Here is a 20,904-nt window from a genome sequence, read left to right as displayed (position 1 = left end):
TGCGGGCGCCCGCCGCACGCCCCGTGGCGGACCGTCAGTCCAGCCGGACGCCGCGGCGGTCCGGGTCGCGCAGGTCGGTGCCGTGCTGGAGCCAGCGCTCCTGCAGCGACGCCGCGCCGTGCACCCGCTTCCAGCCGGCCTCGTTGGGGGTCATCGGCAGCAGCGGCAGGAAGCGGACCGGGTCGGCCGGCTCGTCCAGCGCCAGGTCCTCGACCAGACCGCCGGGCTCGGCGGCCAGCACCGAGGTGAACGGCGCGCCGTCCCAGAGCGGGGCACCGAGGTCCAGCGACCCGCCGGGGGCCGGGACCAGCCCCTCGACCTGCGGCGTCGCCGCGAAGGTGGCCAGCGTGCGGAGCACACTGTCACGCCCCCCACGAACCGTCAGGACCAGCTCGGCGCGCGGACCGCGGACCGGGTCGGCGACCGCGGCGGTCGGGTCGGTCATCGGCGCGGCGGCCATCCCGAGCGTGGCGTAGCGGACCAGCCCCTCGGTGTCGGGGCCGAAGCGCAGCACCTCGATCCGGTCGGCACCGAGGAAGGTGACGGCGGCGCGGCCGCTCGGTTCGCCGAAGGTGGTGAGCAGCCGGGCCTCGACGGCGGCCAGCACCGCGTCACGGGAGAGGCCGGTGCCGCCGGGGGCCGGGGAGGAGTCACCGGAGTCCGAGGACGGGTCGCCGAAGAGCGGGAAGTCGTGCGCCATGCCGGTGAGCGTAACCCGCGCGCCGCGCGCCGTCGGCACGGCCGTCATGCGAACACCGGAGCGGCGACGGCCGGTCAGATGTTAGTGTGAGCGACTGGCTACCGGGGATCCTTGCTCCTCCGGGGCAGCGGCGCGAAGGAGGTGGTTGCGGTGGATACCAGCCGACCATGCAGTACCGGCAGCTCTACCCGGCCCGGACGCCTTCCCCGTACCCCTCGCCACGCGGGCTGAAACAGCGGGCCTGAGAAACCTCGGCAGCAGCTGGACCAGCCCTCCGTGCGAACGTCACGGCGGTCTCCGGTCCGGCCGGGAGAGCACCCCACCGACGTCCGGTCGTTCCGTCTCGCGCGCCCCAGCAAGGCCGAGGACCGACCACAGGCGCCGGATTCCATCGGTGTTCCTCCGCCGTCGCACCACGGCCATCCGTCACCGCGCCGCCGTGCGGCGGCTCCTGCCCCAGGGAGCCTGCCATGTCGATGATCAACAGCCTGCGCGCAGCCGTCCGCACCAACCGCCGCCGTTCCGCGTCGGGCCTGTTCGACACGATCCACCCGGGCCAGACCCCGTCCGCGGTGGTGGACTGCGCGGTCTACCAGGACGGCAAGCGGCTGGGCGAGAGCTGCAGCCCGCGCGAGGCGGCCCGACTGGTCAAGGCCTCGAAGCAACTCCCGGACGGCGCGGGCTCGTTCAGCTGGATCGGGCTGCACGAGCCGACCGAGGCCGAGTTCGAGGGGATCGCCCAGCGGTTCGGACTGCACCCGCTGGCGGTCGAGGACGCGGTGCACGCCCACCAGCGGCCGAAGGTCGAGCGGTACGACGACGTGCTGTTCGCCGTCTTCAAGACGATCCGGTACGTCGACCACGACCAGCTCACGCCGACCAGCGAGGTGGTCGAGACCGGCGAGCTGATGGTGTTCGCCGGGCGGGACTTCGTGATCACCGTCCGGCACGGCGGGCACAGCTCGCTCAAGGAGCTGCGGCACCGGCTGGAGGCCGACGCGGACGGCTCCGGGCTGCTCGGCAAGGGCCCGTCGGCGGTGCTGCACGCGATCGCCGACCAGGTGGTGGACAACTACCTGCTGGTCGCCGACCGGCTACAGACCGACGTGGACGAGATCGAGTTCGACGTCTTCTCCAACCGGGGCGGCCGGGGCACCGACGTGGGCCGGGTCTACCAGCTCAAGCGCGAGGTCCTGGAGTTCAAGCGGGCGGTGGCGCCGCTGCTGCGGCCCATGCAGCAGCTGTCGGAGCCGCTGCAGCGGCTGGTCGACCCGGAGATCCAGAAGTACTTCCGGGACGTCGCCGACCACCTCGCCCGGGTCACCGAGCAGGTGCACGGCTTCGACGAACTGCTGAACTCGCTGCTCCAGGCCAACCTGGCGCAGGTCTCGGTGGCGCAGAACGAGGACATGCGCAAGATCACCGCCTGGGCGGCGATCTTCGCCGTGCCGACCATGATCACCGGCGTGTACGGCATGAACTTCGACTACATGCCGGAACTGCACCACCGGTACGGCTATCCGATGGTGCTCGGCAGCGTGGTGCTGATCTGCGTCGGGATGTACCGCGGCTTCCGTCGCAACGGCTGGCTGTAGGGCCCGGGCGGGGCCCGCAGCGGGTCCGGGGCGGGCACCGGTGACCGGCCACCGGGCGGCCACCGGGCGGCTGTCGGCTACCGACGACCGGCGCGCGCGACCAGCACCAGGCCCAGCAGGATCAGCACCACCGCCGGGTACGCGGCGACCGGGGGCCACTGGCCGAGCCAGAGCGCCGCGATCAGCGCGGCGCCCGGGGTCTCCAGCAGGACCGAGGTGGAGGTGACCGAGGGCCCGAGGGTGCGCACGACCCGGTTGCTGAGCGAGTGGCCCAGCAGCTGGGCGGTGACCATCAGCAGCACGATCTGCCACCAGGCCCCGGCCGACCAGCCGGACAGCGGCGTCCCGGCCACCAGGCAGACCGCCAGCAGGACCGCGCCGGTGGTGGCGTAGCAGACCAGCGTGTACGCGGTGGTGCTGACGGTCCGGCGGACCTCGGCGCCGAGCAGCACGTACCCGGCGGCGGCCAGGCCCGCGCCGAGCGCCAGCGCGTCCCCGGCCAGGGCGCGCGGCGAGAGCGAGAGGTCGACACCGGTGAGCACCAGGACCCCGGCGAAGGCCACCGCCATGCCGAGCCAGACCATCCGCGGCGCCCGCACCCCGAGCAGCCGCATCAGCAGGATGGTCCAGAGCGGGGTGGTGGTGACCAGGGCGGTCGCCGACGCGACCGAGGTCATCCGCAGGCTGGGCATCCAGAGCGCGAAGTGGACGGCGAGCAGGGCGCCGGCCGCCGCGGCCAGCAGCAGCGCCCGCCGGGAGATCCCGCGCAGCTCCGCCCGGTGGCGCAGCAGCGCGTACGGGCCGAGCACGCCGACCGACATGACGTTGCGCCAGAAGGCGATCGCCAGGGCCGGCGCGGCGGTGGCGCTGATCAGCGGTGCGGAGAGCGAGATGCCCGCGACCGAGACCGCGAGCAGCAGCAGGTCGAACCTGGGGAGCGGCTGCGCGGGGGCCGCGACGGTACCGGTGGGGGCGGTGACGGCGGCGACGGTGGCGGGGGCAGACTCTGGCCGGACGGCGGGCACGACGCTCCTCTGCTTCGGAGTGAGGGGTGCGGTTCAGGAAGGACTGCAGGGCGGGCTGCGGGCGGGCGACTCCTACCGTAAGGCCCGTGCCGCACCGACGGAACTGTCGCCCGAACCGCGAGACATCGCCCGGACGGCTCAGGCCGTACGCTGTGCGCCATGGACCGTACGCCTGCCGCAGCCGCGACCGCCGACGACTTCCTCGACCGGGCCCTGCTGGAGGAGGCCGCGAAGAAGTCGGGGCTGCTCTGGGTCCGGGCGGACGGTCAGGAGCACGGCCGGGCCGTCTGGCACGCCTGGCACGACGGCGCGGTGGTGGTGGTCGGCGACGGCGCCGAACAGCCGCTGCACGGACTGACCGGCGGGGCGGGCGCGGTGGTGACCGTCCGCAGCAAGGACAAGGGCGGCCGGCTGACCGGCTGGCCGGCCCGCGTGGTCGAGCTGGCCCCGGGGAGCGAGGCCTGGCTGGGCGCCGTCGAGGAGCTCAAGGGCAAGCGGCTGAACGCCCCCGACACCGACACCGTCACCGACCGGTGGGCCCGCGAGTGCCGGGTGCTCCGGCTGGAGCCGGCCGGCTCGGCCGACGGCGTGCTCACCGAGCAGCCGGGTGCGATGCCGGACGCCTCGCACGCCACCGCCCCGATGCCCACCCCGGCCACCACCCGGCAGCCGATCCCCGCCGGCCTGCCGAAGCTGCTGTTCAAGCGCCGCAAGGGCTGAGCCTCCCCGCCGCGGCGAGCCCCCCGGCCCCCGGCGCACCCCCGGCCCGCAGCCACCCTCCGGCGGCCCCGGCGTCCCCGGCGGCGCGCCCGTGCCCGGTTCGCCCGGGTTTCCACCGAGCCCGGTCGCGGGTCCCCGCGTAGCCTTGGCCACGGGGCGTGCCCGCGCGCCCGACCGGAGCGTCGAGCGAGCGAGGGAGTCCATGGCAGGGGCAGGCAGCCGGGTCTTCATCTCCCACCTCTCCGGCATCGCCGTCTTCGACCCGAACGGCGACCAGGTCGGCCGGGTCCGGGACGTCGTGGTCACGCTCCGCCTCGGTGGCCGACCGCCCCGGGTGCTCGGACTCGTGGTCGAAGTGATCGGCCGCCGCCGGATCTTCCTCCCGATGACCCGGGTGACCAGCCTGGAATCCGGCCAGGTGCTGACCACCGGCGTGATCAACATGCGCCGCTTCGAACAGCGCACGTCCGAGACGCTCGTCCTCGGCGAACTGCTGGACCGCATCGTCACCTGGAGCAAGTCCGACCAGGACGTCACCGTCCTGGACGTCGCGATGGTGCAGACCCGGCTGCGCGAGTGGGAGATCAGCAAGGTCTTCGTCCAGGTCGGCCGGCCCGGTCGGCTGCGCAAGTCCAAGGGCGAGACGCTCACCCTGGACTGGAAGGACGTCACCGGCTTCGCCCTCGCCGAGGAGAACCAGGGCGCCGCCAACCTGCTCGCGACCTTCGACCAGCTGCGCGCCGCCGACCTCGCCAACGTCATGCACCACCTCTCCGCCAAGCGCCGCGCCGAGGTCGCCGCCGCACTCGACGACGAACGGCTCGCCGACGTCCTGGAGGAGCTGCCCGAGGACGACCAGGTCGAGATCATCGGCAAGCTCAAGGACGAACGGGCCGCCGACGTCCTGGAGGCGATGGACCCGGACGACGCCGCCGACCTGCTCTCCGAACTGCCCGGCGACGAGGCCGAGCGGCTGCTCCAGCTGATGGAACCGGAGGAGGCCGAGCCCGTCCGCCGCCTGCTCACCTACGAGGAGAACACCGCCGGCGGCCTGATGACCACCGAGCCGATCGTGCTGGAGCCGAACGCCACGGTGGCCGAGGCGCTGGCCCGGGTGCGGGTCTCCGACAACAAGCCCGCGCTGGCCGCGCAGGTCTTCGTCTGCCGCCCGCCCAACGAGACGCCGACCGGCAAGTACCTGGGCACCGTGCACTTCCAGCGGCTGCTGCGCGAACCCCCGTACACCCTGGTCGGCTCGCTGGTGGACGACGACCTGGACCCGCTGCCGCCGGACACCCCGCTGACGCTGGTCACCAGCTACCTGGCGACGTACAACATGGTCGCCGCCCCCGTGGTCGACGAGGCCGACCACCTGGTCGGCGCGGTGACCGTCGACGACGTGCTCGACCACCTGCTGCCCGAGGACTGGCGCGAGGCCGCCCCGCACGGGCCGGCCGACGAGAGAGAGGTGACCGGTGGACGCTGACCGCAAGGGCCGACGGGACGACTCCCCCCGCCAGCGCCTGCAGGGCGAGCTGCGCCAGCTGCGCGAGGTGCGCGCCCGCGAACGCGGCCGCGTCCAGCGCACCGAACCCCCGTCCGGAGGCGGCCGCGCCCGGCTCGACCAGCCGCGCACCACCCGCCCCGGCCTGATCACCCTGCCGACGTACGACCCGGAGGCCTTCGGCAAGCTCTCCGAGCGGATCGCGCGCTTCCTCGGCACCGGGCGGTTCATCGTCTGGATGACCATCGTCGTGATCGTGTGGGTGGGCTGGAACACCGTGCTGCCGGACCAGGTGCACTTCGACGACTACCCGTTCATCTTCCTCACCCTGATGCTCTCGCTCCAGGCCTCGTACGCGGCGCCGCTGATCCTGCTGGCACAGAACCGCCAGGCCGACCGGGACCGCGTCAACATGGAGCAGGACCGCGCCCGCAGCGACCGCAACATCGCCGACACCGAGTACCTCACCCGCGAGGTGGCCGCGCTCCGCCAGGGCCTCGGAGAGGTCGCCACCCGCGACTTCCTCCGCTCCGAACTCCAGGCGCTGCTCAAGGAGATCGACGAGCGCCGGGAGACCTCGGACGTGCTGTGACCTGCGGCACGCTACCGACCGGTTAAGCACCCTTCCCGGCGCCGTACCATCAAGGCATGGCCAACGAGACAGAGGTCGCGGCCGGCGTCACGGAGGAGTCCGTACGCCAGGCGCTTGCGACCGTCAACGACCCGGAGATCAACCGCCCGATCACCGAGATCGGCATGGTGAAATCGGTCGGGATCGACGAGGGCGGCGCCGTGCGCGTCGCGGTCTACCTGACGGTCTCCGGCTGTCCGATGCGCGACACCATCACCGCCCGCGTCCGCGAGGCGGTCGGCCGGGTCCCCGGGGTGACCGGGGTCGAGGTCGAGCTCGACGTCATGAGCGACGAGCAGCGCAAGGAGCTCTCGCAGCTGCTGCGCGGCGGCGCCCCCGAGCGGGAGATCCCGTTCGCCAAGCCCGGCACGCTGACCCGGGTCTACGCGGTCGCCTCCGGCAAGGGCGGCGTCGGCAAGTCCTCGGTGACGGTCAACCTCGCGGCCGCGATGGCCGAGGACGGCCTGAAGGTCGCCGTCGTGGACGCCGACATCTACGGCCACAGCGTGCCGCGCATGCTGGGCGTCGAGGGCCGGCCGACCCAGGTCCAGGACATGATCATGCCGCCGCAGGCGCACGGCGTGAAGGTCATCTCGATCGGCATGTTCACCCCGGGCAACACCCCGGTGGTCTGGCGCGGTCCGATGCTGCACCGCGCACTCCAGCAGTTCCTGGCCGACGTGTACTGGGGCGACCTGGACGTCCTGCTGCTGGACCTGCCGCCCGGCACCGGCGACATCGCGATCTCGGTGGCCCAGCTGGTCCCCAACGCGGAGATCCTGATCGTCACCACCCCGCAGATGGCCGCCGCCGAGGTGGCCGAGCGGGCCGGCACCATCGCGGTGCAGACCCACCAGAAGATCGTCGGCGTGATCGAGAACATGTCCGGCATGCCGTGCCCGCACTGTGACGAGATGATCGACGTGTTCGGCACCGGCGGCGGCCAGATCGTCGCGGACGCGCTCACCCGCACCGTCGGCGCCACCGTCCCGGTGCTCGGCTCGATCCCGATCGACGTCCGGCTGCGCGAGGGCGGCGACGACGGTCGCCCGGTCGTCCTGGCCGCCCCCGACTCCCCGGCCGCTGCCGCCCTCCGCGCCGTCGCCGGCAAGCTCGGCGGCCGCCAGCGCGGTCTCTCCGGCCTCTCCCTCGGCCTCACCCCGAAGAACAAGTTCTGACGCGCCGCCACGTCGGTGGTGCGGCCGTGAGGGCGTGAAGGGGCCCGCCGGGAGACCGGCGGGCCCCTTCCGTGCGGCTTCGTCGCGGGCGCGCCTACGGGCGGGCGTAGGCGGTCAGGTCGGGGACGGTGGCGAAGCCGGCGCCGTAGGCGCTGACGCCCCGGCCGTAGGCGCCGAGCAGGACGCCGGGGGCCTCGCCCGCCAGCACCCACCCGTACTCGGACTCGCGGTAGCGGAACGGCTGCGGCAGCCCGTTGACCGGAAGGCTGAGGGTGGACCAGCCGGGGCCGGCCAGGTCGTCGGCGAGGTCCCAGGCGAGCGCGGACTGCTGCTCCAGCCAGTCCTGGCGCCGCGAGCGGTCCAGTTGCCCCGGCCAGGTGGCCGCGAGCAGGCCGGAGCCGGCCAGCCAGGCGGCCGAGGAGGCGGACGTCGCCTCCAGGGTCCCGGTGTTGTCGGCGCTGCGGCGGCTGTCCCGGCGGGCCACCGTCACGACGACGGCGAACTTCCGGACGTCCCGCGGCTCGTACTGGCGGGCCGGCTCCTCGCCGTGGCCCAGGCTGCCGTAGTCGACGGAGCCCCGGGCCGCCCCCGCGCGCGGACCGCCGGCGGCGCCGGGCCCGCCGGGCTGCAGGTAGCGGCGGCCGCTCCAGCCGTCGTCCAGGCCGTACCACGGGAAGTCCGCGGACAGGTACGGCATCAGCGGGTCCGCCGGGCCCGCCTGTCCGCCGACCACCGGTCCGCCGGCCGTGGCCGTCCCCACCGCCTGACTCGTCGCGTCCATCCCCGGGCCTCCTCAAACACACGTATCCCTGCCGTGGCGCGCTCCCATCGTGGCGTACCGCGGCGTCCCCACCGACCGTCTTCGGTCCGGAACGGACCGGAAAGTGACAGACGGCACAGCGGGAACAATCAGCACAATAGCGGCGCCCACGTCGCCGCCCCGCTCAGCCGTGCGGGCGGGCGGGGCGGTGGTGTCGTCGGACGGGCGCCGGAAGGGTGAGCGCGGGGCCGGCGCCGAAGCGCGGGAACGACGCGGGAACGAGGGGGCACCGACCGTCGGCGCCGGGCCGGAACGCCCCGGAGGCGAGCGGGCGAAGCACCGCTCAGGTGGCGTCCGGGTCGAACGGGGGGCGCTCGCCGGGCTGCAGCGGGGAGCCGGCGGCGGCGGCCACCGGGGCCGTGACCGAGGACTTGTCCATCGAGACGGATCCGGACCGGCCGTGGCCGTTCACGGCGGCGGCGGGCTTGTCGTCCAGCACCGAGCGGATGTCGAGGCTGTCCCGCATGTCCTTGAGGCCCAGCGGGTCCTCTTCGCCGCCCATGAGCTGCTTGCGGACGAAGGTCTTCGGGTTGAGGTCCTCGAACTCGAAGTCCTTGAACTCGGGACCGAGCTCGCTGCGGATGTCCTCCTTCGCCGTGTCGGCGAAGGAACGGATCTTCCGGATGAAGCCCATGGTGTCCTGGATCAGCTTCGGCAGCTTGTCCGGACCGAAGATCACGATGGCCATGATGGCCAGGGTCAGGACCTCCAGTGTGCCCACGTCACTGAACACCAAAGCTCCCTAAGCTCGCGATCGGACAACGTCCCTCACAGGGTAATGGCCATCGGCGGGTTCATGACCCCGGTGTGATGAAGCCGTGGTGAAGACCCGCCGATGACCGTGACCGCAGGGGCCACCGCCGCCTATCTGTTCTCGTGGTGCAGCCCGGCCATCCCGGAGCTCGGGGTGCGCTCCGGCACCTCGTGCGGCGGGGTCGCGCCCCGGGTGACCGCCACCGGGCGGACCGGGAAGTCCACCGGTACCTGCGCGTTCATGGGGACCAGCCCGCCGCCGCGGCCGTTGCCGCCGGCCGGGCTGATCGTGGTGCCGTGCTGCTCGTCGCCCGGGCCGGCGAAGCCGCCGACCCCGCCGAGCGTCACCGCGGCGACCGAGAAGGCGCCGGCGGCGGCGAAGACGAAGCGGCGCCCGCGCGGCGGGACCTGCCGGACCACCGGGGCAGCCGCGGCCAGTGGCTGCGGCCCGACCGGGGCCGTCGGGCGGGCGGTCCGCCGGCCCATCAGCGGGCGCAGGACCGCACCGCCGCGACCGAACGCCCGCGGGTCGACCCCGGGCAGCGGCGCGTCGGCGCCCAGCGCGCCCGCTCCGAAGGAGGCGCCGGCCCCGCGGCCGAACGAACCGCCGTTCAGCCGGCTGCCGCCGAGCGTCCCGGCGGCCGGCAGCCCGCCGCCGGGCAGGTCGTCGTCGTCCCGGCCCGGGCGGTCGACCGGCGACCGCTCGTCCTCCGGGAGCGCGCCGACGGCCATCAGCCGGGCCATCAGCGCCGACGACGGGCCGGGCGTACCGGTGCGGGTGAGGAGGTGCTTGACGGCGCGGCCCTCGTCGGCCTCGGCGAGGCACTGCGGACAGGTCGCCAGATGGGCCTGGACGCGGTCGCGCGAGTCGTGGCCGAGTTCGCCGTCGACGAAGGAGGAGAGCCGCTCACCGAGATGGTGCTCCTCGACGGCCGGCTCGCCCGGGCGGACCGCGACGGCGCGCAGCGCGGGCTCGCCCGGCGCTCCGGCCTGGCCGCGTTCCGGCTGCGGTTCCCCGGAGGGGTCGGTCCCGTCGTGGCCGCGCCGCCCCAGGGCGGCCCAGCCGCCCCGGCGGGCCGCGGCCCGGCCGGGCACGTCGGAGTGGCCCGGTCCTGACCGGCCGGTTGCGCTCACGACCGCCTCCGTCCGCGACCGCCCGGCGCGACCGCGGCCTCACCGGCGACGGCGCCGACCGGCACCGGCTCGTCGGCACCGCCGCCGCGGCGCTCACGGCCGGGGGCGGCACCGGGTGCGCGGTGCTTGAGCGCGGCACGCAGGTGCGAGCGGCCGCGGTGGATGCGGCTGCGGACGGTACCGAGCTTCACGCCGAGCGTCGCGGCGATCTCCTCGTAGGAGAGTCCCTCGATGTCGCAGAGCACCACGGCGGCCCGGAACTCGGGCGCCAGGGTGTCCAGCGCCTGCTGGACGTCGGCGTCGAAGTGGGTGTCGCTGAAGTGCTGGGCCGGGCTGGGCTCGCGCGAGGCCAGCCGCTCGGCCGCGTCGTCACCGAGCGCGTCGAAGCGGATGCGCTGGCGTCGGCGGACCATGTCCAGGAACAGGTTGGTGGTGATCCGGTGCAGCCAGCCCTCGAACGTGCCGGGGGTGTACGTGGACAGCGAACGGAACACCCGGACGAAGACTTCCTGGGTGAGGTCCTCGGCGTCGTGCTGGTTACCGGTCAGCCGGTAGGCGAGGCGGTAGACACGGGCACTGTGGGCCTCGACGATCTCCTCCCAGCTGGGCGGAGTCCAGGTCTGCGCGTCGGGGCCCTCGGCGAAGGTCGCGAGGGCGGGGGCCTCGGCGGTACCGGCGGCCGGCGTCTGGGGCGCGGCGGCCGGCTGGTCCGGAGTGGAGTGCGCAGGCTGGTTCATCACGGGCTTCGGCGTACGGGCCGACGCGGTGCCGCGGGAGTGCCGCCGCACAGGGACGTCGCCCTCGGCCACACCTCCTCGGTCGGCTCTTCTGCCCAGCAGGGCCACCACCATATCCACCTCACCCGTCAAGCCCGGATAAAAGTGCCCGCGGCCGTCAAGCCGGAGAACAGGCCCGGGAACCTCCTGTTCCCCCGGTCCCTGCCTCACCAACGGCCCGCCGCCGTACGCGGTTCCCGCCCGGCCAGTAATCTGTGGCAGGAAATATCGACATCCGCTAGGCGCCGGGCCGCCACCCGGGGCTCCGAAAGAGGCAGCCATCAGCGAGTTCGGGCCCGCGCATGCGGCTCTCGCGGACACCTACGTCGGCGAGGACGCGGTGCTGACCTACGCCCGGGCACAGTCCGCGCGGACCGGAATCAGGGCGATCGGACCCAGCGGAGGCGCCTGCCTCCGGCTGCTCGCGGCCGCGCTGGACGCCAAGGCGGTGGCCGAGATCGGCACCGGGACGGGCGTCTCCGGGGTCTACCTGCTGCGCGGGATGCGGCCGGACGGCGTGCTCACCACCGTCGACTCCGAACCGGTCCGCCAGCAGCTGGCCAGGGAGGCGTACCAGGCCGCCGGTTTCGCGGCCAACCGCTCGCGGTTCATACCGGGCCGGGCCCTGGAGGTGCTGCCGCGGCTCGCCGACGGCCAGTACGACCTGGTGTTCTGCGACGGCGACCCGGCGGAGTCACAGGAGTACCTGGCGGAGTCGCTGCGGCTGCTGCGGCCGGGCGGGATGGTCTGCTTCGAGGGCGTCTTCCAGGAGGGCCGGCTGGCCGAGCCGGAGCAGCAGGACCCGCAGACCCGGTCGGTCCGCGACCTGGTGCGCGACGTCCGGGAGAGCGAGAAGCTGCTGCCGGCGCTGCTGCCGGTCTCGGACGGGCTGCTCTGCGCCGTCAAACGCTGAGGGCCGACCCGGGGGGCCCGGGGGCCGCGCGGCGGGCTCCCAGGGCCCGTAGCGGCCCGGGAACGGCCGAGCCCGGGCCGACGTGATCGTCGGACCCGGGCCGGTGGCACATCTCCAGGAGATGGCGAGCACCTGCTGCGGTCAGCCGCAGGCCTTCTTCAGGGCCTCACCGAGGGCGTCGGCCTCGTCAGGCGTGAGCTCCACCACGAGGCGTCCGCCGCCTTCGAGCGGAACGCGCATGATGATGCCCCGCCCCTCTTTGGTGACTTCGAGCGGGCCGTCACCCGTCCGCGGCTTCATGGCCGCCATGCTCGTTCCCCTTCCTGCAACGCTCAGCTACGCACCGGCAGTCCGTCCACCGCCGGTATCGAACGCATTGATCGGAAGCCATTATCCCGCATGCCACGGCCTGATGACCAACATCACTCTCGGTGCAACCTCGGCCGGACCGCCCCCAACCGGCGCATTTCCCGCCATAAGCCCCGGCGCGGCGGTGATCAGTCCGCCGCCGGAAGGTGCGATACCTCACACTCCCCAGCCGGCCCCGCACTCCGGCATCCTGGCAGCCCACGACCACCGTGCGATCACCGCGCGACGAGCAAGGGAGCCCTCGCCCCATGTCCGATTCCGTGCTGTACGAGCTGGACGGCGGCCTGGCCGTCATCACCATCAACCGCCCGGAGGCGATGAACGCGCTGGACGTACCCACCAAGGTGGCTCTGCGTGACACCGTGACGGCCGCCGCCGAGGATCCGGCGGTGCGGGCCGTCCTGCTCACCGGCGCGGGCGACCGGGCGTTCTGCGTCGGCCAGGACCTCAAGGAGCACCTGGGCCGGCTCCGGCAGGCCGAGGAGACCGGCGAGGGCGCGCTGAAGACCGTCGCCGAGCACTACAACCCGCTGCTGCGGGCGCTGGCCGGGATGCGCAAGCCGACCGTGGCGGCGGTGGGCGGGGTGGCGGCCGGCGCGGGCGCCTCGCTGGCCTTCGCCTGCGACTTTCGGATCGTCTCGGAGACAGCCGGCTTCAACACCGCCTTCGCCGGTATCGCCCTGACCGCCGACTCGGGCGCGTCCTGGACGCTGCCGCGGCTGGTCGGACACGCCCGGGCGACCGAGCTGCTGATGCTGCCGCGCACCGTGAAGGCCGCCGAGGCGATGGAGCTGGGGCTGGCCACCAAGGTGGTTCCGGCCGCCGAACTGGCCGCCACCGCACGGGTGTTCGCCAAGGAGCTGGCCGATGGCCCGACCGTGGCGTACGGCGCGATCAAGGAGTCTCTGGCGTACGGCGCCGCGCACACGCTGAGCGAGCTGCTCGACAAGGAGGACGAGCTGCAGACGCTGGCCGGCGACAGCGAGGACCACCGGATCGCGGTCCGCGCCTTCATCGCCAAGGAGAAGCCGCAGTACCTGGGGCGCTGACCGGCGCACGGCCCGCCGGACCGCCCGCCCGCCGGCAGGTCCGCCGGCGACCGCGCGCTACGCCCCGGGCCGCGTCCCGTCGAGGACGGACCGGACGTGGCAGTCGGCGAGGTGGTCGTCGACCAGCCCGCAGGCCTGCATCAGGGCGTAGGCGGTGGTCGGGCCGACGAACCGGAAGCCCTCCTTCTTCAGCGCCTTGGCCAGTGCCGTCGACTCGGGCGTGACGGCCGGTACCTCGCCCGTCGAGCGGGGGGCCGGCCGGTCCGGGTCTGCGGCGAACTGCCAGATCAGCGCGTCCAGCCCGCCGTCCAGGTCGCGGGCGACCCTGGCGTTGGCGATCGACGCCTCGATCTTGGCCCGGTTGCGGATGATCCCGGTGTCGCCGAGCAGCCGCTCGACGTCGGCCTCGCCGAACTCCGCGACCCTCGCGATCTCGAAGCCCGCGAAGGCGGACCGGAAGCCCTCGCGGCGGCGCAGGATGGTGATCCAGGAGAGCCCGGACTGGAAGGCCTCCAGGCAGACCCGCTCGAACAGGGCGTCGTCGCCGTGGACCGGGCGGCCCCACTCGGTGTCGTGGTAGGTGCGGTAGTCGTCCGCCGAGTCGCCCCAGGCGCAGCGGCGCAGGCCGTCCGGGCCGACGACGGCGCCACCGGTCGGGGCGTCCGTCGGGGCACCGGCCGCGACGTCCGCGTCGGCGCTCACCGGCCGTCCGCCGGCTCCGCGTCCTCCGGGCCGGCGGGAGCCTTGGTGAGGACGACGGCGGGCTCGACGACCTTGGCGAAGTCCTCCAGGCCGGGCAGCGGCTCGGCGCCCGTGCCGGGGCGGTCGGCGGCCTCCACCGCGCCGCGCACGGCGGCGAGCGCCTCCAGCTCGACGATCCGCGCGTCGCGGTAGGCGAGTTCGACGCCCAGCCGGTCGAGCACGTCGTCCACCTCGTCCATCCGGTAGCCGCGGACGGCCATCGGCAGGCGGATCGCCTCGACGTCCTCCTGACCGAGCGGGCGGTCCTGCGGCAGCCCGGCGGCGATCCGGTCGTGCACCGCCTCCGGCAGCGAGCCGCCCCCGCCCAGCGCCACCAGCGCGGCGCCGCCGACCACCACGGCCATCGCCACCACGATCACCCAGAACACGAGCGGTCCTCCCGATTTTCCGGCCGGCCCCGACAGGAGTGGGATCATGGTCCCGATGGGCCGGGGGCCATCATCGCACTCGCAGCAGCTGTGGAGGAGACATCGGTGGCACTGCGCCTGGGACCACGGGAATTCGGCGACGACGAGCTGGTGATCATGGCGATCGTCAACCGGACTCCTGACTCGTTCTTCGACAAGGGCGCCACCTTCGCCGACGAGGCGGCGTTCGCCGCCGCCGACCGCGCGATGGCCGAGGGCGCCGCGATCCTGGACATCGGCGGGGTGAAGGCCGGGCCGGGCGACGAGGTCACCGTCGAGGAGGAGCTGAGGCGCACCGTGCCGTTCGTGGCGGAGCTGCGCAAGCGCCACCCGGAGGCCGTGATCAGCGTCGACACCTGGCGGCACGAGGTCGGCGAGGCGGTCTGCGAGGTCGGCGCGGACCTGCTGAACGACGCCTGGGGCGGGGTGGACCCGCGGCTGGCCGAGGTGGCCGCCCGGTACGACGCCGGGCTGGTCTGCACCCACGCGGGCGGCGCCGAGCCGCGGACCCGACCGCACCGGACCGGGTACCCGGACGTGATGGCGGACATCCTGCGGGTGACCGTCGGGCTGGCCGAGCGGGCGGTGGGGCTCGGCGTGCGGCGGGACGCGGTGGTCATCGACCCGGGGCACGACTTCGGCAAGAACACCCGGCACTCGCTGGAGGCGACCCGGCGGCTGCCGGAGATGACGGCGACCGGGTTCCCCGTGCTGGTCTCGCTCTCCAACAAGGACTTCGTCGGCGAGACCCTGGACCTGCCGGTGGACCGGCGGCTGCTCGGCACGCTGGCGACCACCGCGGTCTCCGCCTGGCTGGGCGCCCGGGTGTACCGGGTGCACCAGGTGGCGGAGACCCGGCAGGTGCTGGACATGGTCGCCTCGATCCGCGGCAGCCGCCCCCCGGCGGTCGCCCGCCGGGGGTTGGCCTGAGAGGCGCGCCGGGCAGGGCCTAGATCTCGTTCACCGGCCGGCGGGCGTCGGCGAGGATCTTCAGGACCTCGTCGATGTCGTCGGTGATGTGGAAGAGCTCCAGGTCGTGCGGGGCGGCCTTGCCCTGCGCGACCAGGGTGTTCTTCAGCCAGTCGGCCAGCCCGCCCCAGTACTCGCTGCCGAAGAGGATCACCGGGAAGCGGGTGACCTTCTTCGTCTGCACCAGGGTGAGCGCCTCGAACAGCTCGTCCAGCGTGCCGAGGCCGCCGGGCAGGACGACGAACCCCTGCGCGTACTTCACGAACATCGTCTTTCGGACGAAGAAGTAGCGGAAGTTCAGCCCGAGGTCGACGAACTCGTTGAGCCCCTGCTCGAAGGGCAGCTCGATGCCGAGCCCGACGCTGAGCCCGCCGGCGTCCGAGGCGCCCCGGTTGGCCGCCTCCATCGCCCCGGGGCCGCCCCCGGTGATCACCGCGTAGCCGGCCTCGGCCAGCGCCCGTCCGATCGCCACGCCCGCCGCGTACTCGGTCGAGTCGACCGGGGTCCGGGCGGAGCCGAAGACGCTGATCGCGGGCGGGAGTTCGGCCAGCGCGCCGAAGCCCTCGACGAACTCCGAGGTGATCCGCAGGACCCGCCAGGGGTCGGTGTGCAGCCAGTCGGTCGGGCCGGTGGTGTCCAGCAGGCGCTGGTCCGTCGTGCTCTCGCCGACCTGGTCCCGGCGCACCAGCACCGGGCCCTTCTGCTTCTCGGGCCACGCCTTCTTCGGGTGCGGCTCGCCCACCTGCTCAGGACCGTGTCCGTAGTGCTTTTCGTCTCCAGTGCCTGTCATGACGAAACCCTACGCCCGCCGATCCCGGTTTTCAGGCAACGGTGAAAGGTCGGTTGGGCAACCGGAAGGTGGCGTTCAGCCGTTGATGCGCTTGTCGCCTCAGTCGGTCAGCCAGGCGCGCAGCCGCTCCTCGGTCTCGGCGATGGCGGTGAGCGAGCAGTGCTCGTCCCGCTTGTGGGCCTGGTTCGGGTCGCCCGGGCCGTAGTTGACCGCCGGGACGCCGAGCGCGCTGAACCGGGCGACGTCGGTCCAGCCGAACTTGGCGCGGGCCGTGCCGCCGGTCGCGGCCACGAACGCCCGGGCGGCCGGCTGCGCGAGGCCGGGCAGCGCGCCCGGGGCGAAGTCGGTGACCGTGACCTCGTAGCCGTCGAGGACCTCGCGCACGTGCTTCTCGGCCGCGGCCTCGTCGCGGTCCGGGGCGAACCGGAAGTTGACGGTCACCACGCACTCGTCGGGGATGACGTTCCCGGCCACCCCGCCGTCGATCCGCACCGCGTTGAGGCCCTCGCGGTACTCCAGCCCGTCGATCTCGACCCGGCGCGGCTCGTACGCGGCGAGCCGGCCGAGCACCTCGGCGGCGTGGTGGATGGCGTTGTCGCCGAGCCAGCTGCGGGCCGAGTGGGCACGCACGCCGGTGAGCCGGACCTGTGCGCGCAGGGTGCCCTGGCAGCCGCCCTCGACGGTGGCCTGGCTGGGCTCCATCAGCACGGCGAAGTCGGCGGCCAGCCAGTCGGGGTGGGCCTGGACGAGGTGCCCGAGGCCGTTGCGGTGGGCCTCCACCTCCTCGCAGTCGTAGAACACGAAGGTGAGGTCGCGGTTGGGCTCCGGCAGGGTGGCGGCGAGCCTGAGCTGGACGGCCACGCCGGACTTCATGTCGGAGGTGCCGCAGCCGTAGAGGAGGTCGCCCTCGACGTAGGAGGGCAGGTTGTCGGCGATCGGCACCGTGTCCAGGTGCCCGGCGAGCAGCACGCGTTCGGCCCGGCCGAGGTCGGTGCGGGCCACCACGTTGTTGCCGTACCGGTCGACGGTCAGGTGCGGGTAGGCGCGCAGGGCGGCCTCCACGGCGTCGGCGAGCGCCTGCTCGTCGCCGCTGACGGAGGGGAAGTCCACCAGCTGGGCGGTCAGCGCGCCGCCGTCGAGGGTGAGGTCCAGGGACGTCTTCGGGCTGCTCATGGTCACCCAGCCTAGTCCGGTGGCGGGTCACGGCGCGGCCCCGCCGTAGCGGGGCTGTGACACCGTCACCCGCAACCGACGGTCACCGCACACCCGTCCGAGTGGGTACGGTGTCGGTTCGGATGCCCGGCCCGGAACCCCGGTCCGGACAGCACGGTTTCGGTGAGAGGGGCGGCGGTGGCCAGGAGAAGGAGCGGCGGCCGGGACGACGGCACGGTGCCCCGGCGGCGTCGCGGACTGCGGGCGGTGCTGATCGGCCTGCTGGTGCTGGCCGTGGTGGCGGTCGGGCTGTTCTGGCTCCGCGACCAGAAGCTGCTGACCCCCGAGGGCTGCTCGGTGAAGACCCCGGCCGGCGAGGGCGAGCTGGAGATCCCGCAGGCGGCCAACGCGGCGACCATCGCCGCCGTCGCGCACTCCCGCGCCCTGCCGGACCGGGCGGTGACCATCTCGCTGGCCACCGCGATGCAGGAATCCAAGATCCGCAACCTGACCGGCGGCGACCGGGACTCGGTCGGCCTGTTCCAGCAGCGGCCCTCCCAGGGCTGGGGCACCGTGCAGCAGATCATGGACCCGGTCTACGCGACCAACAAGTTCCTCGACGGCCTGGTGAAGGTCCCCGGCTACACCCGGCTGCCGCTGACCGACGCGGCCCAGCAGGTGCAGAAGAGCGGCTACCCGCAGGCCTACGCCAAGCACGAGACCAAGGCCACCCTGCTGGCCTCCGCGCTGACGGGCCGCGAGGCGGCCTCGCTGAACTGCGTGGTGCACGACTTCGCGGCGCCCGACGAGGCCGAGGAGGCACCGACGGCCACCGCCCCCGGCGCCACCGCCCCGGCCGCCGCCCCGCCGGACCGGACCCAGGTGCTGAGCGACCGGGTCCGCCGCGAGTTCGGCCGCACGGTGACCCCGGCCGGCGGCTACTCGTCCACGGTCAAGGGCGCCGAGAACGCCGTCTCGCTGACCCCGGACCCGACCGCCTCCACCGACGCCGGGCCGGACGCCGAGCGCCAGAGCGGCTGGGCGGTGGCGCACTGGGCGGTGACCCAGGCCCAGAAGCTGGGCATCGAGACCGTCGCGTACGACGGGAGGATCTGGCGGAAGGCGAAGTCGGAGGACGGCTGGAAGCCGCAGCCGACCGGGACCTCGACCACGCTGGTGCTGGTCTCGCTGGCCACGGCCGCGAAGAGCTGAGCAGCCCGCTGCGCCGGGCCGACCGGTCACCCGGACGGCCCGGCGCAGTGGTGTTTCCGGGGGCGGGAACCGCCCGGTCCGGGCCGCTGACGCACTGGTGTCCGGGTTGCCGCCGTACGAGTGATTCGCGTCAACGCAGGTGGACGGCCGGTACCGGCGGGCCGGCCTGGCGCAGAACCGTCACTCCCCTTGCCCCGCCGTACCCGCACACCCCCGGCCGGGCACCCGGGCCCACCCCGACGGCGGTCGTACCATCCGATGGTCGGCTCGACGCTTTCCTTGCACCGACCGAAACCTTCTGGCTTCTCAAGCGGTAACAACGTCGTCCGCCCGGCGGACGAGACGGACACCAGACCCCCTTCGAGGAGCCCCATGTCTCACCCCCTCACGCGACGGATCGCCCAGGCCGCACTGCTCGTGGCGGCCGGCGCGACCCCGCTGGTCGCGGCCGGCTCCGCGTCCGCCGCCGACGCCCTCCTGCCCAAGAGCGACCTGGCCGCGCCGCTGGGCCAGCTGACCAACACCGACACGGGTTCCACCCTCCAGCACACCACCCACGAGCTGGGCAAGGCGGCCGGGAACACCGGCGCCGCCACCGTCGCCGCGGGCGTGCCCGCCACCGCCGACGCCACCGGCAACATCGTCGCGCAGCAGCTCCCCGAGGCCAACGAGAAGGCCAGCTCGCTGACGGCACCGCTCGACCAGACCGCCGCCACCACCGGCCAGCTCTCCGGCGTCACCCCGAAGGTCGCCAAGGCCCTGGCCGGCAAGCTCGGCGAGGCCGTCACCGGCCACGGCGCCACGCAGCGCAGCGCCGGCGCCGGCGCCAACCCGGTCGGCGGGCTCTCCCAGGCCGGCGCCCTCACCCAGGCCGTCCCCGGTGCCTCCGGCCTCACCAGCGCCGTTCCCAGCACCGGCACCGTGACCGACGCGCTGCCGCTCGGCGCCGTCACCCGCGCCCTCCCCGGCGGCCTGGCGGCCGACCTGCCGGGCGCCGACGTGCTCGGCCTGGCCGAGCACGGTTCGGCCAACCGCCTGGGCGGCGCCGACCTCGGCCCGAACAGCCCGCTGAACGGCCTGACCGGTCTGACCGGCCCGCTCGGCAGCCTGCTGGGCGGCGTCAACGGCGGCGCCCTCGGCGGCCTGCCGATCGGCTGAGACCCGCCCGCCGCATGCCGAGGGGCCGGCGTCCTGCACGCCGGCCCCTCGTGCGGCCCGGGGGAGCCGCGTACGACGCCGCTCCCCCGGGCCGTTCCGCTACGCCGCGGGCCCGGCGTGCAACCGCTCCACGGCCGCCGCGACCCGCTCGTCGGTCGCCGTGAAGGCGACCCGGACGAACCGTCCGCCGGCCGGCCCGTAGAAGTCGCCGGGCGCCACCAGGATGCCCAGGGAGGCCAGTTCGGCCACCGTCTCCCAGCACGGCCGGTCCTGGGTCACCCACAGGTAGAGGCTCGCCTCCGAGTGCTCGACCCGGAACCCGTACGCCTCCAGCGCGGACCGCAGCGCCGAGCGCCGGGCCGCGTACCGCTCGCGCTGCTCCGCCACGTGCGCGTCGTCCGCGAGCGCCGCGGCCGTCGCGGCCTGGACCGGGGCCGGCACGATCATGCCGCCGTGCTTGCGCACCTCCAGCAGTTCCTTGACCACCACCGGGTCGCCCGCCACGAAGGAGGCGCGGTAGCCGGCCAGGTTGGAGCGCTTGGAGAGGGAGTGGACGGCCAGCAGGCCCTCGTGCTGCCTCCCGTCACCGTCGGTCCCGCAGACGTCCGGGTGCAGGACGGAGACCGGGTCGGCCTCCCAGCCCAGCTCCAGGTAGCACTCGTCGCTGACCAGCAGCGCCCGGTGCTCCCTCGCCCACGCGACCGTGCGGCGGAGCTCGTCCTTGCCGAGCACCCGGCCGGTCGGGTTGGAGGGCGAGTTGACCCAGATCAGGCGGACCCGCGAACCGTCCAGCTCGTCCACCGAGTCGTACTCCACCGGATCGGCGCCGCAGAGCCGGGCGCCCACCTCGTACGTCGGGTAGGCCAGCCGCGGGTAGGCGACCTGGTCGCCGGGGCCGAGGCCGAGCTGGGTCGGCAGCCAGGCCACGAGCTCCTTGGAGCCGACGGTCGGCAGCACGGCCTGCGGGCCGATCTCGGCGCCGACCCGGCGGTGCAGCCAGTCGGCGATCGCCCCGCGCAGCTCCACCGGGCCCCAGACGGTCGGATAGCCGGGGGTGTCGGTCGCGGCGGCGAGCGCCTTCTGGACCACCTCGGGCACCGGGTCGACGGGGGTCCCGACCGAGAAGTCGCAGAGCCCTCCGGGGTGCGCGAGAGCGGTCTTCTTGTACGGCTCCAGCTTGTCCCAGGGGAAGGCCGGCAGGAGGTCCGAAACGCGGCGCGCCGCTCCCGGGTGGCCCGGGAACGGCGCGTGCGTGCTGTTCTTGGTAGTCACAGCTCAGATGCCACC

22 protein-coding genes are annotated in these 20,904 nt (G+C 74.0%); 10 read left to right on the top strand and 12 right to left on the bottom strand.

What is annotated here, in order from left to right:
- Nucleotides 1–34 precede the first annotated feature (34 nt).
- On the bottom strand, nt 35–700 hold the full coding sequence (locus PUR56_RS14625) for a suppressor of fused domain protein (protein WP_329949223.1): 666 nt from the start codon (nt 698–700) through the stop codon (nt 35–37).
- Between the two features lie 470 nt (nt 701–1,170).
- On the opposite strand from PUR56_RS14625, the gene corA reads away from it, so the two are divergent.
- Complete coding sequence (corA, locus tag PUR56_RS14620; RefSeq protein ID WP_329883175.1) at nt 1,171–2,295, top strand: magnesium/cobalt transporter CorA; 1,125 nt, start codon at nt 1,171–1,173, stop codon at nt 2,293–2,295.
- A 77-nt stretch (nt 2,296–2,372) separates the two neighbouring features.
- Here the strand turns inward: corA and PUR56_RS14615 are convergent, their stop codons facing one another.
- Nucleotides 2,373–3,320 carry a DMT family transporter gene (locus tag PUR56_RS14615; RefSeq protein WP_443034498.1) on the bottom strand — a complete coding sequence of 316 codons (948 nt, stop codon included), beginning with the start codon at nt 3,318–3,320 and terminating at the stop codon, nt 2,373–2,375.
- Between the two features lie 159 nt (nt 3,321–3,479).
- Between PUR56_RS14615 and PUR56_RS14610 the strand changes: the two genes are divergently transcribed.
- The 4 genes from PUR56_RS14610 (at nt 3,480) to PUR56_RS14595 (ending at nt 7,353) form a co-directional block, all read left to right on the top strand.
- Entirely contained in the window at nt 3,480–4,040 is a 561-nt protein-coding gene (locus PUR56_RS14610; protein WP_329883176.1) for a hypothetical protein, read from the top strand.
- Nucleotides 4,041–4,242: 202 nt separating this feature from the next.
- Nucleotides 4,243–5,526, top strand: a complete 1,284-nt coding sequence (locus PUR56_RS14605) for a magnesium transporter MgtE N-terminal domain-containing protein (protein WP_329883177.1) — start codon at nt 4,243–4,245, stop codon at nt 5,524–5,526.
- The gene (locus tag PUR56_RS14600) at nt 5,516–6,136 is read left to right on the top strand and encodes a DUF1003 domain-containing protein (RefSeq protein WP_380356432.1); all 621 of its coding nucleotides are present in this window, start codon (nt 5,516–5,518) and stop codon (nt 6,134–6,136) included. The genes PUR56_RS14605 and PUR56_RS14600 overlap by 11 nt, the downstream gene beginning before the upstream one ends.
- A 56-nt stretch (nt 6,137–6,192) precedes the next feature.
- Nucleotides 6,193–7,353, top strand: coding sequence for an Mrp/NBP35 family ATP-binding protein (locus PUR56_RS14595; protein ID WP_329883178.1), 1,161 nt, complete (start codon nt 6,193–6,195; stop codon nt 7,351–7,353).
- A 94-nt stretch (nt 7,354–7,447) separates the two neighbouring features.
- Here PUR56_RS14595 and PUR56_RS14590 read toward each other — a convergent pair whose 3' ends face one another.
- The 4 genes from PUR56_RS14590 to sigE all read right to left on the bottom strand — a co-directional run bounded on the left by PUR56_RS14590 (nt 7,448) and on the right by sigE (nt 10,797).
- On the bottom strand, nt 7,448–8,134 hold the full coding sequence (locus PUR56_RS14590) for a hypothetical protein (protein ID WP_329949222.1): 687 nt from the start codon (nt 8,132–8,134) through the stop codon (nt 7,448–7,450).
- A 322-nt stretch (nt 8,135–8,456) separates the two neighbouring features.
- Nucleotides 8,457–8,906, bottom strand: coding sequence for a sec-independent translocase (locus tag PUR56_RS14585; protein ID WP_329949221.1), 450 nt, complete (start codon nt 8,904–8,906; stop codon nt 8,457–8,459).
- Nucleotides 8,907–9,037: 131 nt separating this feature from the next.
- The gene (locus PUR56_RS14580; protein ID WP_329949220.1) at nt 9,038–10,060 is read right to left on the bottom strand and encodes a zf-HC2 domain-containing protein; all 1,023 of its coding nucleotides are present in this window, start codon (nt 10,058–10,060) and stop codon (nt 9,038–9,040) included.
- Entirely contained in the window at nt 10,057–10,797 is a 741-nt protein-coding gene (gene sigE / locus PUR56_RS14575; RefSeq protein ID WP_380356468.1) for an RNA polymerase sigma factor SigE, read from the bottom strand. Before sigE ends, PUR56_RS14580 begins: the two co-directional genes overlap by 4 nt.
- 382 nt (nt 10,798–11,179) lie before the next feature.
- On the opposite strand from sigE, the gene PUR56_RS14570 reads away from it, so the two are divergent.
- Nucleotides 11,180–11,749 carry an O-methyltransferase gene (locus PUR56_RS14570; protein ID WP_380356471.1) on the top strand — a complete coding sequence of 190 codons (570 nt, stop codon included), beginning with the start codon at nt 11,180–11,182 and terminating at the stop codon, nt 11,747–11,749.
- A gap of 141 nt (nt 11,750–11,890) precedes the next feature.
- Here the strand turns inward: PUR56_RS14570 and PUR56_RS14565 are convergent, their stop codons facing one another.
- A complete protein-coding gene (locus tag PUR56_RS14565) occupies nt 11,891–12,058 on the bottom strand; it encodes a DUF3117 domain-containing protein (RefSeq protein ID WP_014137929.1) in 168 nt (55 codons plus the stop codon).
- Between the two features lie 308 nt (nt 12,059–12,366).
- Here PUR56_RS14565 and PUR56_RS14560 point away from each other — a divergent pair, with 308 nt between their 5' ends.
- Nucleotides 12,367–13,167: an enoyl-CoA hydratase-related protein gene (locus PUR56_RS14560; RefSeq protein ID WP_329883182.1), complete on the top strand. Its 801-nt coding sequence runs from the start codon at nt 12,367–12,369 to the stop codon at nt 13,165–13,167.
- Between the two features lie 57 nt (nt 13,168–13,224).
- Here PUR56_RS14560 and PUR56_RS14555 read toward each other — a convergent pair whose 3' ends face one another.
- The gene (locus PUR56_RS14555; protein ID WP_329949219.1) at nt 13,225–13,869 is read right to left on the bottom strand and encodes a DNA-3-methyladenine glycosylase I; all 645 of its coding nucleotides are present in this window, start codon (nt 13,867–13,869) and stop codon (nt 13,225–13,227) included.
- Nucleotides 13,866–14,297, bottom strand: coding sequence for a DivIVA domain-containing protein (locus PUR56_RS14550; protein WP_329883183.1), 432 nt, complete (start codon nt 14,295–14,297; stop codon nt 13,866–13,868). Before PUR56_RS14550 ends, PUR56_RS14555 begins: the two co-directional genes overlap by 4 nt.
- 156 nt (nt 14,298–14,453) lie before the next feature.
- Here PUR56_RS14550 and folP point away from each other — a divergent pair, with 156 nt between their 5' ends.
- Nucleotides 14,454–15,266: a dihydropteroate synthase gene (folP, locus tag PUR56_RS14545; RefSeq protein ID WP_329883221.1), complete on the top strand. Its 813-nt coding sequence runs from the start codon at nt 14,454–14,456 to the stop codon at nt 15,264–15,266.
- 19 nt (nt 15,267–15,285) lie between these two features.
- Here folP and PUR56_RS14540 read toward each other — a convergent pair whose 3' ends face one another.
- Together PUR56_RS14540 and dapE are read right to left on the bottom strand one after the other, a co-directional pair.
- The gene (locus PUR56_RS14540) at nt 15,286–16,095 is read right to left on the bottom strand and encodes a TIGR00730 family Rossman fold protein (RefSeq protein WP_329883184.1); all 810 of its coding nucleotides are present in this window, start codon (nt 16,093–16,095) and stop codon (nt 15,286–15,288) included.
- Nucleotides 16,096–16,194: 99 nt separating this feature from the next.
- Nucleotides 16,195–17,268, bottom strand: a complete 1,074-nt coding sequence (gene dapE, locus PUR56_RS14535; protein ID WP_329883185.1) for a succinyl-diaminopimelate desuccinylase — start codon at nt 17,266–17,268, stop codon at nt 16,195–16,197.
- A gap of 177 nt (nt 17,269–17,445) precedes the next feature.
- On the opposite strand from dapE, the gene PUR56_RS14530 reads away from it, so the two are divergent.
- Nucleotides 17,446–18,459, top strand: a complete 1,014-nt coding sequence (locus PUR56_RS14530; RefSeq protein WP_329949218.1) for a hypothetical protein — start codon at nt 17,446–17,448, stop codon at nt 18,457–18,459.
- Nucleotides 18,460–18,831: 372 nt separating this feature from the next.
- Nucleotides 18,832–19,617, top strand: a complete 786-nt coding sequence (locus PUR56_RS43430; RefSeq protein ID WP_380356453.1) for a hypothetical protein — start codon at nt 18,832–18,834, stop codon at nt 19,615–19,617.
- Between the two features lie 99 nt (nt 19,618–19,716).
- Here the strand turns inward: PUR56_RS43430 and dapC are convergent, their stop codons facing one another.
- Nucleotides 19,717–20,889, bottom strand: a complete 1,173-nt coding sequence (dapC, locus tag PUR56_RS14520) for a succinyldiaminopimelate transaminase (protein WP_329949217.1) — start codon at nt 20,887–20,889, stop codon at nt 19,717–19,719.
- Nucleotides 20,890–20,904: the final 15 nt, after the last annotated feature.

The organism is Streptomyces sp. BE303 (genome assembly GCF_036290945.1).
Classification (GTDB): domain Bacteria; phylum Actinomycetota; class Actinomycetes; order Streptomycetales; family Streptomycetaceae; genus Kitasatospora.
This window is presented reverse-complemented; position numbering and strand designations above follow the sequence as displayed.